Origin of the sequence: Nocardioides sp. Root1257 (assembly GCF_001425175.1) — a bacterium.
Classification (GTDB): Bacteria; Actinomycetota; Actinomycetes; order Propionibacteriales; family Nocardioidaceae; genus Nocardioides.
The window spans coordinates 73,621-88,848 of sequence record NZ_LMDV01000012.1 but is presented as its reverse complement, the minus strand read 5'-3'; the positions used below and the strand labels follow the sequence as shown (position 1 = coordinate 88,848).

16 protein-coding genes are annotated in these 15,228 nt (G+C 67.0%); 10 read left to right on the top strand and 6 right to left on the bottom strand.

Features of this window, described 5'->3' with window-relative positions; translation table 11 throughout:
* The first annotated feature begins 1,344 nt into the window (after positions 1-1,344).
* The gene (locus ASC77_RS22030) at positions 1,345-1,716 is read left to right on the top strand and encodes a hypothetical protein (RefSeq protein ID WP_056158037.1); all 372 of its coding nucleotides are present in this window, start codon (positions 1,345-1,347) and stop codon (positions 1,714-1,716) included.
* A 31-nt stretch (positions 1,717-1,747) separates the two neighbouring features.
* Here ASC77_RS22030 and ASC77_RS22025 read toward each other — a convergent pair whose 3' ends face one another.
* The 4 genes from ASC77_RS22025 to ASC77_RS22010 form a co-directional block, all read right to left on the bottom strand.
* Positions 1,748-3,058 carry a type II toxin-antitoxin system HipA family toxin gene (locus ASC77_RS22025; protein ID WP_056158035.1) on the bottom strand — a complete coding sequence of 437 codons (1,311 nt, stop codon included), beginning with the start codon at positions 3,056-3,058 and terminating at the stop codon, positions 1,748-1,750.
* Positions 3,058-3,405: a helix-turn-helix domain-containing protein gene (locus ASC77_RS26340; protein WP_162249850.1), complete on the bottom strand. Its 348-nt coding sequence runs from the start codon at positions 3,403-3,405 to the stop codon at positions 3,058-3,060. The genes ASC77_RS22025 and ASC77_RS26340 overlap by 1 nt, the downstream gene beginning before the upstream one ends.
* 458 nt (positions 3,406-3,863) lie before the next feature.
* Complete coding sequence (locus tag ASC77_RS27900; RefSeq protein ID WP_056158030.1) at positions 3,864-4,118, bottom strand: helix-turn-helix domain-containing protein; 255 nt, start codon at positions 4,116-4,118, stop codon at positions 3,864-3,866.
* A 206-nt stretch (positions 4,119-4,324) separates the two neighbouring features.
* Entirely contained in the window at positions 4,325-4,648 is a 324-nt protein-coding gene (locus ASC77_RS22010) for a hypothetical protein (protein ID WP_056158028.1), read from the bottom strand.
* A 254-nt stretch (positions 4,649-4,902) separates the two neighbouring features.
* Between ASC77_RS22010 and ASC77_RS27765 the strand changes: the two genes are divergently transcribed.
* The 9 genes from ASC77_RS27765 (at position 4,903) to ASC77_RS21970 (ending at position 13,341) form a co-directional block, all read left to right on the top strand.
* Complete coding sequence (locus tag ASC77_RS27765) at positions 4,903-5,037, top strand: hypothetical protein (protein ID WP_268788441.1); 135 nt, start codon at positions 4,903-4,905, stop codon at positions 5,035-5,037.
* Between the two features lie 193 nt (positions 5,038-5,230).
* A complete protein-coding gene (locus ASC77_RS22005) occupies positions 5,231-5,611 on the top strand; it encodes a hypothetical protein (RefSeq protein ID WP_056158025.1) in 381 nt (126 codons plus the stop codon).
* Between the two features lie 982 nt (positions 5,612-6,593).
* Positions 6,594-7,691, top strand: a complete 1,098-nt coding sequence (locus ASC77_RS22000; protein WP_162249849.1) for a branched-chain amino acid ABC transporter permease — start codon at positions 6,594-6,596, stop codon at positions 7,689-7,691.
* On the top strand, positions 7,688-8,419 hold the full coding sequence (locus ASC77_RS21995; RefSeq protein WP_056158018.1) for an ABC transporter ATP-binding protein: 732 nt from the start codon (positions 7,688-7,690) through the stop codon (positions 8,417-8,419). Before ASC77_RS22000 ends, ASC77_RS21995 begins: the two co-directional genes overlap by 4 nt.
* Positions 8,416-9,216 carry an ABC transporter ATP-binding protein gene (locus ASC77_RS21990; RefSeq protein WP_056158016.1) on the top strand — a complete coding sequence of 267 codons (801 nt, stop codon included), beginning with the start codon at positions 8,416-8,418 and terminating at the stop codon, positions 9,214-9,216. Before ASC77_RS21995 ends, ASC77_RS21990 begins: the two co-directional genes overlap by 4 nt.
* A complete protein-coding gene (locus tag ASC77_RS21985) occupies positions 9,213-10,097 on the top strand; it encodes a branched-chain amino acid ABC transporter permease (protein ID WP_056158013.1) in 885 nt (294 codons plus the stop codon). The genes ASC77_RS21990 and ASC77_RS21985 overlap by 4 nt, the downstream gene beginning before the upstream one ends.
* Positions 10,098-10,153: 56 nt before the next feature.
* Positions 10,154-11,401, top strand: coding sequence for an ABC transporter substrate-binding protein (locus ASC77_RS21980; RefSeq protein ID WP_082575199.1), 1,248 nt, complete (start codon positions 10,154-10,156; stop codon positions 11,399-11,401).
* An 81-nt stretch (positions 11,402-11,482) separates the two neighbouring features.
* Complete coding sequence (locus ASC77_RS21975) at positions 11,483-12,253, top strand: SDR family NAD(P)-dependent oxidoreductase (RefSeq protein WP_082575197.1); 771 nt, start codon at positions 11,483-11,485, stop codon at positions 12,251-12,253.
* Positions 12,250-13,341 (top strand): Gfo/Idh/MocA family protein, encoded by a 1,092-nt coding sequence (locus ASC77_RS21970; RefSeq protein ID WP_082575195.1) that lies wholly within the window; start codon positions 12,250-12,252, stop codon positions 13,339-13,341. Before ASC77_RS21975 ends, ASC77_RS21970 begins: the two co-directional genes overlap by 4 nt.
* Here the strand turns inward: ASC77_RS21970 and ASC77_RS21965 are convergent.
* On the bottom strand, positions 13,326-13,661 hold the full coding sequence (locus ASC77_RS21965) for a hypothetical protein (protein ID WP_056158000.1): 336 nt from the start codon (positions 13,659-13,661) through the stop codon (positions 13,326-13,328). The genes ASC77_RS21970 and ASC77_RS21965 overlap by 16 nt on opposite strands.
* Positions 13,658-15,220 carry a class I adenylate-forming enzyme family protein gene (locus tag ASC77_RS21960; protein ID WP_082575193.1) on the bottom strand — a complete coding sequence of 521 codons (1,563 nt, stop codon included), beginning with the start codon at positions 15,218-15,220 and terminating at the stop codon, positions 13,658-13,660. Before ASC77_RS21960 ends, ASC77_RS21965 begins: the two co-directional genes overlap by 4 nt.
* Positions 15,221-15,228: the final 8 nt, after the last annotated feature.

The following is a 15,228-nucleotide window of genomic DNA, read 5'->3' as shown; positions in this document are numbered from 1 at the left end:
GGCCGCCTGGCGACGAAACCGTGTGGCGGACGTGTTGTACATCGCTTCGTCGGTGAATCCTGCTATCGAGATTGAACACGCAATCGGCTGCCCGGCACTCATCCGCTCACGGGTCGAGCGGAGGCAGGCGTAAGCATGCGGTGACGACCGCCGGTCGACCCAGAGGAAAGTAGCGGTGAGCCGGGCCGGCGAGACCGGGCCAGGCGCGGCGTCTGGTCAACGTGGCGTCGATTGCCGGAGTTGCGCCCCCTTGCACGGTCGCAGCCATGACTACGCGTTCTGACACTCCATCGCCCGACGATCCCGCCCGCACAGAGGGACGATCCATTCCGGTGCCTCGTGCGGTCGAGCCCCGGCGGGGTCCGGTCACGGTGATGGCCAGGTGTTCGGAAGGTCAGCCGATCGTGTTGGAGGACGGAACGAACGGGCGGGTCGTCTGGATCCTGGCTGATGGCGATTCCCAGCAGGATGCCGTTCTCGGGCTTGCGACTCGGTGGCGCGACGTTCCTGAACCGGGCGGTGGTTGGGAGGCATGGGTCGTCGAGCTTCGGACTGGCAAGGACGCGTCTTCCTACGTTGCCGGGTCGTGGGTGCATTGTTCGCTGCTCGAGCCGATTGAGACGACGTCGACGCGTAGCGCAGCTTGATGTCCGGTCCGGCTGGCCACATCGTGTCGCCGACGTAAGGCGAGATGCGTATCGGCCGAGGTCGTTGGCCGTGATCGATGCGAACGCGGCCCCGCGAGCTCGTGTCACCGGCAGCGTCGCCTTCGTGGTAACCACCGCGACCCTTCGAATGATGGCGTCACCAATGAGCTCCAGTCGTGTCGGAATGTCTCACCGGTGGACGGTCTGTCCCACGGCATGCGCCGATGCGAGCGTGGCCGAAAGCCGACCGCTCTGCCGCCAGCGGCGGGGGACGGCTCCCTACTGTCGGTGGCCTCGTCCAGACTCAGCGTGTGTCACAGGCAGCTTTGGTCTCTGGGCTCGCTGGCGACGGTTGCCGTCACCGGGTCTCGATCAACGCCCACCTGACTCTTGACCGCAGCCGTCTCTACGTTGCCTCTCATGCCTTGGCAGATTGTTCATTCTCGGGGGGCGGATGTTCCGACGCGTCGGCACACTTCGGTCAGACGCTTCCCTTCCGCACGGTCGGGGTGTCGCGGTGAGCGGCACGGCGGGCGAGATCGGAGGGACCAAGCCAACGCTCCCACCACCGATCTGGTTGTTGGACGTCGATGGAGTTGTAAACACGACTCGACCTGCCAGGGGTTGGGGCTCAAGCCCGCACCAGGCACGTGCCCACGCGTTTGGGCAGGAGTGGAACCTCCGGTGGGCGCCGGCGTTGGTCAAGCTCATCGGGGACTGGCACCGTCAGGGCCGTGTGGAGGTCCGATGGGCGACCACGTGGTGCCCATATGCCAGTCAGCTCGAAGCGCTGTGGGGTCTTCCGCGTCTGGAGCGGACGCTATCCGCGGCGGACGTGGCGACGCGTGAGACGGCGACGGCCGCCAAAGTCCGAGTGGCGTTGGCGGTTGTCGCGGAGGGGAGGGCGATGTGCTGGACCGACGACGATGCGATCCCGACGGATCCAGAGATCTTGAGTCGGCTTCAGGCGTCAATACCGTGCCTGCTGATTGCACCGCCCGCGAACCGTGGGCTGAGCCCCGAGGATCTTGATCGCATCGACCGGTTCCTCGACTCCTGCGACACATGATCGGCCCGTTCAGTCATAGGCAGGGAGCAAGTTAGCGAGGCCGAGATCGGGTCATGTCGTCGGCGATCTGCTCGGCCTGGTGGAGTGGGATGCCGGCGCGGGTCGCGTACTCGTGCCACTGGCCGATGGCGTGCAGGACGTTGCCGACGATCGTCTCGTTTTCCGAGACCTCGTGCCGATTACCGACGGCATACAAGTCGGACAGCGTGATGCCTTCGGTGCGGCCGTTGACGCGCATCTGATGCCTGGGGTGCGCCGCTGGGGCGGCGTGATTCGTGTAGGTGAGGTCGTAGGCGGGGGCCAGTTCCCACTGTCCGTGTTCGCGGAGCAGGAAGGCGAGGTTCTTGGTGTGATCGTCGCGGTTGACCGCGGCGACGTTGAACACCATCCGACGGTACGCCTGCGCCATCGCCTCCGCGCCGAGACCGAGCTCGGCGACCGTGTCGAGGTACTGGTCGTAGGAGTGTGCTCCGGCCAGTCGGACGTCCAAGTGTGCGAGCGCGCACAGTGTGAGGACGTGGTGTCGCTCACCCTCCGGCCCGCGGTCGAAGCGACGGGTCATGAAGTGAGCGCGGGACCCCTCGAGCAGCAGCTCGGTGTCCACCATCGTGATGCCCGCATCAATGGCCATCAGGTAGTAGGCGAACTCGACTCGCCCCTCCGCGGACGGGGCGCCGACCTCGCCGACCGGATCCTCGAGTCGGAGGTCGCTGACACCGTCGAGCTTCAGCAGATAGTCCACGAATCCGGGCTCGCGCGGCGCGAGCTGGGAGCGGACCTGGCCGGTCTCCTTGTTGTAGAGGACTGCGGCCTTAGGGCGGGCGCCGCCCGCGCTGGCCCCGACCTGGACAAGCTGGCGAAGCTCACCTTCGACAGGCGCATCGGTGCTTGCATCACCATCAAGGATCCTGCGTGCGGCCACGACGAGATCGGCCACCTGGATAGTCGTCGCCTCGGCCGGCGTCGGTCCGATTTGGGGTCGGAAAGCCAGCGCTCCCATTCCACCCGCGCCGGCGTAGGCAAGCCGATCCAGTGCCGTGACGTCACGGCGGTCGAGTCCTCGCTCGGCCATCGCGGCATCCACCACCGCGCTGCCGAAGGAGTCGGGCAGCGCGTCCGCGAACAATGCCGGCAGCCGTCCGAACGTGTCCACCGACAGTCCGGGGAACTGGTAGGGCTCGGCCCGCAGCGGCATGTGCAGCGGGGCCAGTTCGATCCCGGTGGCCTGCCACTGAGGTGTGTACGCGAACGCGTAGAAGCCGGTGTCGGGGTCCTGGGCGAGGCGGCCGACCCAGCGATCCCACGCGTCGACCTCGACGAGCGGCACCTTCGTGGCGGGCATCAGCTGTCGTCGCGATCGCTCATGCTGGCAACGGAGCGACCGTCATGCACCCGGCGCCCAGCGGTGACCTCGACAGCGGGAAGGTCGAGAGGGTTGAAGGTTGGTCGGGGAACGTAGAGCGTCCCCAGCCAGTCGTCGAGACCAAGTGCACGCAGCACCCGGATCAGGGTCCGGACGTTCGCGCCGCGACCGGACTCCAGGTTCTTCAGTGCGCCCACCGAGGTGTTCGCCAGGTCTGCGACCTCCAACTGCGTCAGCCCTTGAGCTCGCCGCGCATCACGGACCTGCCCACCGAGCTGGACTTCGACTTGCCCGACAGCAGCGGGATCATTCAGGCGGCCGCTCATAGACATGATTATAGCTACGCCAACGGTCGCCCGGCTCGGTGGAACGCCTCGATCGCCATTTTTATGACGACGTGGGAGCTTTCCTTGAGGAGCCGGCGAGCGCGCGCTCATGGCAGCCCCGACACCGAACGTGCATTCGAATAATGTCTATGCTGAGTCGCGTGGGTGCGTCGGACCGGGATCGTGCGAACGTCCCTCGCCCGCGGCCGGTCTGGGTTGACGTGACGGGGCATTGGTATGACGAGAAGGACTGGCGGCCCGGCCTGCTCCTCGAGTGGCGCTCGATTGCGACTCGCCAGAACACGGTGCGGTGGGAAGGACTCGTGGTCTGGGCGTCCGGGGGTGGTGAGCTGCCCTGGTCGGTCTCCCAGGGGTGGGTGCGTTCAGGAAACGTGCGCCCGATGTACCCGGCGGACCCCTGGCATGTCGAAGGCTCTCCGCCAACGCGGTGATGAGCGTTACCGCGTCTGTTCGCCGCGTACCTGGTACGCGCCCCGCGTCCGGCGGACGATGCCGGCGGCGTCGAGAGCGCGCCGCACGGCGGTCTGGGTCCGATCTGTCAGCTCCGCGAGTTCGCGTAGCGACCGGCCAGCCTCGTACTCGGCCACAACGAAAGTGACGAGCGCTGCACGCTGCGCCGGCGTCGGACGGGTCGTGTTGGATCCGACGAACTGGGGGAGTGGCTCCAGGACGGGGCGGGCCGGGTAGGGCACATCAACAACGTACGTCTACGGCGCTGGTGTCCACGTGCGTACGCAGGCGCAGGCGTCCTGATTCGCAGAGCGCGCATCCAGGGTCCAAGTCCCAATGCTGGCGCCGGCGCTGGTCTTCGCCGACGCCAGCATGGTGACCTGACGTGAGACTGCGACATGGCCCCGACCTCAGCGACTGCCTCAGCGACTGCCCCTGCGACTGCTGATCAGACCGAAGGCTCCTCGAGCATCTCGGCGATCTCGTCCTCGCTGTAGTGCTCGAGCATGAAGCCGATCTGGGTGCGCAACCCACCACCAATGATCTCGGCGGACGCGCACTCGCGCTCGATCACGAGCCTCTCGTAGTACTCCTGGTAGTCGTCGTCGCTGGGTGCGCTGAAGACGGCCTGGAAGGTCCACCTGAGCACTCGGTTGACGGCATGGGCGAGGTGGTCGGAAGGCAGGCCGAGAAGCTCGGCACGAGCGAGGAGCGGTGCGACCTTCCCCTCCGACGCGCGAATCTGCTCGCCGAAGACGGTGCTGATGTACATGCTGACTCCACTGGGTAGGGACTGGCGGTCGCCGAGGTCGACGGCCGATCGATAGGGACTGTGCGACGTGAGAGCCGCGGGATCTGAGGCCGCCGCCTCACAACAACCACCGTGCTGCGGTGACGTCGGCACGCAGTCACGACCACCGACCCACACGCTCCGGGCGACCCACCGACCGAGAGCCAGCCGTCAGGTGGCGGTTGTCCGCCACCTCAGTGGAACACCAGACTCCGGACTCCACGGTCGGGGTTGCCGTGGGCACGCCGCCCGGCATGCTCGGATCGAGCGCGGCAGATAGCCATGACTCCAAGAAGATGATCCTGAATACCCGCACCACCCCGCGCGGTGGTGTGGTCGCGATCGACGACACTCAGGGTCGTCGCCATTGAGTCGAACCTGGTGCTGTGTTGAGCGCCTCGACGGTGCTAAACGCTCACCCGATCTCACGGTCTGCACCGCCAGCGTTTCCGGTCGTGCGGTCGGCATTGCGGCGACGTCGGAGCACCGCACGGTCCCTCCTGAACGACCTACTCGCCACGATCCCGACCGAGATCCCGGCACAGTCACGAAGGAGCCCAACCCATGCAGACGCCGCACATGATGGACACCGTTGACTCGAGCGGAGGGACCATCTCCGTCAACATCGAGGACGTTCTCGAGCTGGAACGAGTGGCCGACGAGCTCAGCCTCGACGCGGACCAGCTCGCCGAGATCCTGCACGAGGACGCCTGGCGCAGCGTGTCGAACCTGTACGGAAACCTCAACCCGGAGGACGTCGGCGATACCCGGGACTGGGACGACGAAGGCGACGACGACGCCTACGCCAACTGGCTCGAGAGCCACGTCTTCAACGTCATCGAGTCGGTCGAAGGGGGAGCCGGAGGAGGGCCGTTTGCCTACCTGGTCGGACGGGGATGGACTCCGGACAACCTGCGCGCGGAGCTCTCGCGCCTGACGGCGTGACTGAGGTGCAGCCGCGACGCCGCCAGGCGAGTAGGCGGAGCGTGGCAGAACTCGACGACCTACCGGGACCCAGTCCAGCTCGCCTCGATACGGGTCCGTCGACCACCTCACCGAGTCAGCCCTCCACTGAATCGTCGACCCCGTACCACTCGTGCTCGCTGGGTGGCACGGCACGGACCGACTGTGCGTCGTGCCCGAGATCGTGCGACCGGTGGTCACCGCATCGACGGGGTGCGGGATGCGGGATGCCGTACTGGTATCAGCTGGCCCGAGGCGTGACGAGCGCGGTTTCACGTTGCCGTCGAGTGCTGCTGAAACTCAGTCCACGCGGCGCGAAGACAGCGGGAGACACGGCTTCAACACCTCCAGACACAAGGGGCTGTCCGCGAGGGAATCTTGAACGGTTCGCGAAGATCGCTCGACAGAGCGCACCCCAATGATCGCCTCTTAGTGCCCTGGCCCGCACCGACTCCCCAGTCGGCGCGGGCCTGGTTCTGTCTACGCGGCGGCGACTGCCATCGTGAGTGGACTCACGGGGTGAACCCACCTATAAGACCTCGCGCTTCGACCTTGGTCTGTTTTCGCAGGTCAGATGGCGTTTCGACGTTACGCGTCGAGGAGGTTGACGTCCGATGATGCCCCACGGCGGGTCCCGCTCGTGGACGAATGCGGCGACGTCCTGCTGCGCGCATCCAACAAGGACCAGGCCCGCTGCGGCCGCGGAGGCCCGCACGTCAGATCGGTGGGTGCTCTCTCGCCAAGAGCTTGGCGTTGGCAGCGTCTCAAGCAACAGCAAAAACTAACGTTTGTTGACAGAGCGGGCGAGGCGTGCTTTTCTCCTCGTGTGTGGCCCGTCACAACGCACGAAAATTGGCCGCGCGATCGCCAGAGGGTTGTGGGGCCGTGATGCGCAGACCGGCGTCTGGAGCTCGGTTCGTACCTGGCGAGAGACCAGATGTTCGGCCAAGGAGGAGTGGCGAAGGTGAGTCCTGAGCAAGCTGTCAAGCCGTTGGCAGGCGCCAGCGCCAGCCAGTCACCGATCGACGGCCGCGACGGTCACGACCGCCCCAGCAGCCCCGTGCGAAGGTTGATCGGCGCCGGGTCGAGCCTTGCCCCGATGGCCGCGTTGATCGCTGTGCTCCTCGTGGTCGGCGCTGCCGGCTCGGAGCTCTGGATCGACGTGGCGAACCTGGCCATCATCGCGGCGCTCGGTGCGATCGGTCTGGACCTCCTGCTCGGTCACACCGGGCTGATCTCGGTGGGCAACGCCGCTCTGCTCGCCATCGGTGCGTTCGTGGTGGCCACCGTCAACCGCGAGATGGAGGTGCCGTTCCTCCTTGCGGTGGTCCTCTCCGGAGTCGCCTGCGGGATCGTGGGAATGGTCGTCGCCCTCCCTGCCTTGCGGATCACCGGCCTCTACCTGGCGGTCGCCACCATGGGCTTCCACTTCGTCACCATCTGGGCGCTCCGCGAGTGGCAGACCGGTCAAGTGGGCGACAGCGGGTTCGTCGTCCCGATCGCAAATGTGTTCGGGTTCGAGCTGCTCGAGCTCAGAAGCTGGTTCATCTTCCTGTCCGTGTGCCTGGTGGTCGTGCTTGTCAGCTACCGCGCGCTGGTCACCAGTCGCCCTGGCCGCGCCCTTCACGCCATCCGCGAACGACCTGCACTCGCCTTGATGAGCGGGATCTCCGTCACGCGGCACAAGGTGAGTGCGTTTGCGCTGAGCTCCGTGCTGATCGGGGTGTCGGGTGCCTTCACGGCCTACTACATCGGCAACGTCAGCTATGGCACCTTCGCCAGTTTCCACATCGCGATCGAGTATCTCGCCATGGTGATCCTCGGTGGGCTGGGGACGGTCTACGGCCCGGTCATCGGCGCCGGAGTCATCGTGGCCCTGCCTTACGTCCTCCGCGATCTGCGCCTCATGCTGGGCCTGACCGACGTCATCGACACCACGCAGATCTACCTGGTCCAGGGAGCCGTCGTTGGCTTGGTGGTCTCGGCGATGGTCATCTTCCAGCCCCGCGGGCTCGTGGGGATCGGTGCATCGGTGTCGGGACTCTTCCGGAGGAAGCTGTGAGCTACCTGGAGGCGAAGGACGTCAGTGTCCGCTACAGCCGGGGCGCCGCTGCGGTGCACGGGGCCAGCCTGAGTGTCGAGCAGGGCGAGTGCGCCGTGGTGCTTGGTGCCAATGGAGCGGGGAAGACCAGCCTCGTCCGCGCGATCTGTGGCTTCCTTCCGCACGAAGGTGTTGAGACCCGCGGCGAGGTGACGGTCAACGGGGTCAACATCTCGCGAAAGTCTCCGACCAAGCGCGCACGGACTGGCATCGCGTACATCCCGGAGCGGGACAAGATCTTCCGCGAGCTCAACATCTCCGAGAACCTCGAGATCTTCGCGCAGCGCCGTCGCAGCAAGGTCGGGTTGAGCACTGACCGGGACCTGGCGTTCGAGATGTTCCCCGCGTTGTCGCGACTTCCCGCCGATCGGCCAGCCGGCCTGCTCAGCGGCGGCGAACAGCAGATGCTGGCCATCACCGGAGCTCTGATCGGAGCGCCCGACGTCCTCCTGGTGGACGAGCCGTCGCTGGGGCTCGCACCGATCGTCGTCCTCGAGATGATGAGCGCGCTCGGACGCATCCTGACGGAGCGCAACCTGGCACTCCTTCTCGTGGATCAGAACGTTCGGTCGACCCAGCACCTCGCGCAGCGGGTCTACACGATGGACTCAGGACACCTCCAGCACGAGACCGGGCCGGACGTTCACGCGCGCCTGATTCGCGAGGGCTACTCGAAGGCGGCCTCGTGAGCACGGCGCTGCAATGCGACGCCGTCTCGCTCCACTTCGGAGGCGTCTCCGCTTTGTCCGAGGTCTCCTTCGACCTGTCGTCGCACGAGATCGTGGGCTTGATCGGTCCGAACGGCGCTGGAAAATCCAGCCTCATCAACTGCCTCACTGGCTTCTACCTCCCGCAGGAAGGCACGGTCAGGATCGGCGGGCGCGACATCCGCGGTCTCGACCCGCGACAGGTGTCGTTGTTGGGCGTCTCCCGCACCTTCCAGCAAGCCGAAAGCCTCTCCGGGATGGGAGCCGCCGACGTCATGCTTCTGGGCCGCGACCGGTTCCTGTCGTCCGGGTTCCTCGCGTACGCCGTGGGCTGGCCGCCGGCACGTCGGCGCGAGAAGGAGGCCCGCTCGCTCGTGCTGTCCCTCGCGACCGAGCTGGGCATCGCCGACGTGGTGCGAGCGAATACCGCGTACGAAAACCTTCCGTACGGCGTCCGCAAGCTGGTCGATCTCGGCAGGGCGCTGGCCTGCGAGCCCGAGATCCTCCTCATGGATGAGCCGGCAGCTGGTCTCACGAGCGACGAGAAGCAAGTCATGTCCTCCGCGATTGCCGCGATCCGCGACTCACGGGGCATTGCCCAACTTCTGGTCGACCACGACCTCGGCTTCGTCACTGCGCTCGCCGAGAGGCTGGTGGTGCTGGACGCCGGTCAAGTCATCGCCGCAGGAGACAACGCCACGGTACTGGCGGACTCGAGGGTCATCGATTCCTACATCGGCCGCCCCGACGCCGAGGTCACAGTGAGGGAGCCGTCATGAGCACAGGCATGGCCTACCAGACCCTGATGAGCGCGCTCGTCGTCGGCGTCATCTACAGCCTTGTGGCCCTCGGCTATGTCGTGGTCTACCGCGCCAGCCGGGTGTTCAACTTCCTGCAGGCACAGTTTCTCTACTTTGGCGCGCTCCTCTTCATCAGCCTGTGGGGAGGTGGCGGTGTCGCGTCGTTCGCTCTCGCGCTGGTGGCGACTGTGCTGATCGCGGCGGCGGCCGCGATCGTGCTCTACGCGCTCGTGATCCATCGGACGACGGGCCAGCCGCACTGGATCCAGATGCTGCTGACGATGTTCCTCGGCATCGCCGGGCTCAACATCGCTCAGCTCATCTGGGGATCGGACCCGCGCTTCCTCGATCCGCCGGGAGCTCGGGTGAACTGGACACTCCCGGGTGGAGCGGTCATCAGCCGTGTCGACGTCGCCATCCTGGTGGTGGGCGTGATGCTGTGGCTGGCCCTCTACTGGCTGATCACGGTCTCGCCGATGGGCGTGCGACTTCGCGCGACCTCCGAGAACTCGACGCTGTCCGCCTATAGCGGTATGCCACTGATGGTGTGGTTCGGCGTCGCCTGGGCGATCGCAGCAGCCGTTGGCGTCGTCGCCGGGGTCAGCTTCGCAGTCCGCCTCCCGGTCGACCCGACGATCACCGAGATCGGACTGCTTGCTTTCCCGGCAGCCATGATCGGCGGGATGGACAGCATCAAGGGCTGTCTGGTGGGTGGCTTGATCCTCGCACTCGTGCAGCAGTACACCGCGGTCATCTGGGACACCCAGACGAGCATCGCGGCTGGTTTCGCCGTCGTGCTCCTGGTCCTGATCGTCCGCCCCCGGGGCCTGTTCGGCTCACCCATCGTGGACCGCGTCTGACGCGTCCCCGCACGGCGTCGGGCAGTCCGACGTCGAACCCGAGAAAGAGGCAGCACATGAGAACTGGAACTTCCAAGGCCCGCTGGAAGCGGATCGCGGCCGCGTCCCTTTCGGCCTCGGTAGCCATGTCGACGTTGGCCGCCTGTGGCGGGGACGATGGCGCGTCGGCGGCCGGCGGCGGGGGCTACAAGGTCGGATTTGTGGGCAGCCTCTCGGGCCCGCTCGCGCCGGTCGGTACCGCCATGCTGGGAGGGGTCAAGCTCGCCATCGACGACGCCAACGACAACGGTGGTGTCAACGGGCAGAAGATCGACCTCATCACGGAGGACGACGAGGCTGACCCCTCGGCTGGCGTGACGGCCACACGTTCGTTGCTCTCGCAGGACGTCCTCATGGTCGCGGGTGGCAACATCAGCACCGTCGTGGAAGGTGTCCTCCCGACCCTTGAGCGCGAGAAGGTGGCCTTCGTGGCACAGGCCGCGTCGCCGGCCATCCTCGACCCGGTCAAGGAGTCCATGTTCCAGATCGACCAGACATCGTCGTCGAACGCTCAGCCGATGGTCGAGTTCGCGGCCGCTCTGCTGGGGACCGATGATTTCACCGTCGGCATCGGGCCGGTTGAGAGCCCCGCAGGCGAGGCGTGGGGGGACAACGTCGAGAAGCTCGCCGATGACAAGGGCTTCAGTATCAGCAATCGGGTGACGCTCCCAGTCAGCCCCGGCGACATCACCGCGCAGGCGCAGCGGCTCATCGACGGCTCGCCAGACATGCTCCTCCTAGAGGCGCCCGACGGCGTGCTGGTGGCGCTGGCGCAGAAGATCCGCGACCTGGGCTTCTCGGGTCCGATCGCGAACTTCTCCTACGGAGCCGCGACGACCACGCTGGAGAAGATCGGCGACAAGGACCTGTACGTCTTCCGCACCGCTGCGCAGTACGACACCACCAGCACGGAGCCTGGCACGAAGAAGTTCGTCGAGCTCGTCGATGCAGCCGGTGACCAAGAGGTCGCGAAGGGTGCCACCCAGTACACCCAGGGATATCTCATCGGCCTCATGGTCGTGAAGGCGCTGGAGAAGTGCGGCAAGGACTGCGACCGCGCTGGCATGGTGAAGACCCTCAACGACATCGAGGTGGAGACCGACGGGTTCACGCCGAACCCCTTGGCGTTCACGTCGGAGGACCACCTGGCCACCAAGTCGGGGTCCTTCTACTCGTTCGACGGCAAGGCGATCGTCCCGGCTCTGGACGGCAAGGCCTTCGCCGCCACCGTCTACAGTCTCGACGCCGACCTGCCGGAGTCCTGACAGCTCGCTCACGGGTCCGTCGGCGCGGCGGACCCGTGGCAGCCGTCGTAGCCACGCGTACGTCAGACCAAGGGGTCGAGGTTGACTGCACAGGCACTGGTGACCGGAGCAGCGTCCGGCATAGGCGCGGCGACAGCGCGCTACCTGGCCCAGAGCGGATTCGACGTCACGGGGGTGGACGTCGACGCCGAAGGTTTGGATCGACTTCACGGTGCAGGCGTCACGGTCCGCAGCATCGCCCTCGACCTCACCGACCGGACGGCCGTCGAGGAGGCACTGGCGGACGTCGAGGTCGACGCGCTCGTCAACGCGGCCGGGCTCGGCCCGGACACCGAGTCCGCGAGACTCATCTGGACGGTCAACCTTCTGGCCCCGCTCTGGGTGTCGAACGCCGTCGATGTGCGACCCCGTGGCTCCATCGTCAATGTCGCCTCCATCACCGGCGAGCTCGCCGACGGCCGCCACGACGCGCTACTCGAGCGTCCGCTTCGGGAGGACTTCCTCGAGGACATCGTGGTCGCGGTTCCGGCGCCGGTGGACGCCTACAAGTTCAGCAAGCGGGCGCTGCTGCAGGAGACCGAGCGGTCGGCAGCCCGCATGGCACCCGGTGTCAGGGTCAACGCCGTGTCACCGGGCGTGATCGAGACCCCCATGGGCACGCGCAGCATGACGTTCGACTGGACGCGGAAGGCGGTACGCCACATCCCGGCGGGCCGGCTCGGTCAGCCAGAGGAGGTTGCGGAGGTCATCGGTTTCCTCCTTTCGGATCGGGCCGCGTACGTCTCTGGCGCCCGGCTCGTCGTGGACGGCGGCTACGTAGCTTCGCGAACTGTCGTCGGGCTACGCCGTTGACGTCGGACGGCAGGCCGATCGGTGTCGGCGTCATCGGACTCAGTGCCACCGGCGGTTGGGCAGCCAGATCGCACGTACCGGCGCTACGGCTGGTCGACAGCGTCCGCCTCGTCGCGTGCTCCGCATCCTCCGCAGACTCGGCGAGGGCGGCGGCGCAAGTGCACGGAGTCGAGCGAGCACATCCCGACGCGCGGTCCCTGGTCAGCGACCCGGCGGTCGACGTGGTGCTGGTCACCGTCAAGGTCCCCGACCACCGGGCTGCAGTCGAGCAAGCGCTGCGAGCGGGGAAGCATGTCTACTGCGAGTGGCCTCTGGGACGGTCGACGGCCGAGGCCGAGGCACTGCTCCAGGCGGCTGAGAAAGCGGGGCGTCTGACCTTCGTCGGGCTGCAGGCGCGCAGGTCGCCGGCGGTGACGCTGGTCCGCGACCTCGTCGGCGATGGCGCTGTCGGGGAGGTCCTCGACACCGCCATCGCGGGCACTGGTCTGGTCGGCACGCCGATCCAGACCAGCCGGAGCGCCTACCAGCTCGATGTCGACAACGGGGCCCACCTCGGCACGATCGCCCTGGCCCACCTCGTGGACACCGTGGGTCATGTGCTCGGACCGTGGGACTCCCTGGTCGTCGTCGAGCGGACGGCATTCCCACAGGTCGAGCTCAAAGACGCCGGGAGGACGGCCCCGGCAACGAGCCCCGACCACGTCGTTGCGGCCGGATCGGCGGGTGGAGTCCTCGCCACGATCCACGTGCGGCCAGGCAAGCCGGAGTTCGGGCTGCCTGGCTTGCGATGGGAGATCCGCGGTACCCACGGTGCGCTCGTCGTCCGTGGCGAACTGGCCCTGCCTCAAATGACGCGCATCTCGGTCGAGCTCCGGGACGAATCCGGCTCCCGCTTGACCACCTGGGACGACCTCACTGCGAGCCTTCCCACCACGGACCCGGTGGTCGTGCCGCTGCTAGACGTCTGGCAGGCCGTTGCGGACGCTGTGCGATTCGGCCATTCCGGGCTGCCCGGATTCGGCGACGCCGTACCCCTCCACCGCCGGCTGGACACGGCGAGGGGCACTGCCGACTACGCCTCCTCGTAGACGACGACCTCCGGCGGCGACGAGGAGCGGTCAATGAGGTCCGACCGCTCCACGCGGCCATCGCGCATCGCGGCGCCCAAGCCTGCCAGAGCCTCAGCGACACGGTCGGCCTCGACCTCGTAGACAGTCATTCGGCGGCGCGGCCCCTCGGTTGCTCCGCCGATCTGGGTGCGGGACTGCACGAACCTCCGTCCCGATACGACGCCCGGCACCGCGTCGATGACCTGCGGGATGTGCACCGCGTCGTACCACTCGTCAAAGGCGCTCTCGTCCGCTGTCGACCTCGGCGATGAGAAGACCAGAAGTCGTGCGTACGTCATCCCGCGCTCGCCGCCAGCTGCTCGGCCAGGTCGCTGCGGAGGCTCCTCTTGAGCACCTTGCCGTAGGCGTTCGTCGGCAGCTCGTCGAGCCAGACGATCCGCTTCGGGACCTTGTACCCCGCCAATGCCTGGCGGCATGAAGCGATCACGGTGTCCTCGTCGAGCGACGCCCCGTCGGCACGGACGAGGACGGCGGTGACCTCCTCACCCCAGATCCGGTGCGGCAGACCGATGACGGCCGCGCGCTCGACGCCCTCGACGGCGATGAGCACGTCCTCGACCTCACGGGCGTAGACGTTGGAGCCGCCGGTGACGATCATGTCCTTCACCCGATCCACGAGATAGAGGTAACCCTCCTCGTCGAGGTAGCCGACGTCGCCGGTGTGCAACCAGCCCCCGGCGAGGGCCTTCTCGGAGTCCTCCGGGCGATTCCAGTACCCGCTCATGAGTTGGGGCGCCTTCCCCCAGACCTCGCCGGCGACACCAGTCGCGGCGTCGTGCCCGTCGGCGTCGACGATCCGGATCTCGCGGCCCTCGATCAATTTGCCTGCCGACCGGATGAGGGGCGAGTCGGGGTCGTCCATGGCGCGCAGGTGCACCTCGGCGTCGAGTGCCGTCAGGAACATCGGCGACTCCATCTGTGCGAACGACTGCACGAGCCTGCCGCCGAACGCCTGTGCCGCCTCCACGAAGGTGGTCGGGTCGATGGGGGAGCCCGCGTAGTAGATCCACCGGAATCTCGACGACGGCTGCCAACTCTCCGGGAGGGAGTCGAGCAGCATCCGGATCATCGATGGCACCAGGAACATGCCCTGCGCTTCGCCCGAGGCGATGCGATCGGCGGTGTCCCGCGGGTCGAAGGACCGGACCAAGAGGTTGGTCCCGTGGTGGCGCAGGGTCGGGATCAGCAGGAAGCCGGCGCCGTGGGTGAGTGGCGCCGGGTGCATGATCGAGATGCCCTCCTCGAATCCCAGCAGCTCGACGCAGGTATCGCTGACGCTGCTCCACGAGCGGTGGCTCAGCATCACAGCCTTCGGCGCTCCCGTCGTGCCGCTCGTGTACATCAGCGAACAGAGGTCGCTCGGCTGCTTGTGCTCGGGCTCTCGGCCGTCGTCGGGTGCACGCAGGTCTGCGAGGCTGACGGCGTCCTCCGACGTTCCCGTTACGTCGACGACCAGCGGGACCTGGATCGTCGAGTCGGAGCGCAGCTCAGCGAGGAATGCCGCATCCGTGACCAACGCGGACACCTCCGCGTCCCTGAGCATGTGCGCGAAGTCCGGCACGGTCAGGCGTGTATTGAGGGGTACGACGACCAGCCCGGCGGCGAGTGAGCCGAGGAACGCCTCGACGTACTCACACGAGTTGTGCAGCAGCAGCGCCACCCGGTCTCCCGGCACCAAGCCACGTCCGCGCCAGCCTGCGGCGACCTCGGCGCACGCGTCCCTGAGGTCGGCGTACGAGCGTGTGCTGCCGGCTGTCAGGTCACTGAGTGCCGTGACAGAAGGGCTCTGTCGGGCCGAGTCCCAGAGCGCGGTGGCGATGTTTGCGTTGGTGACCATGGATGTCC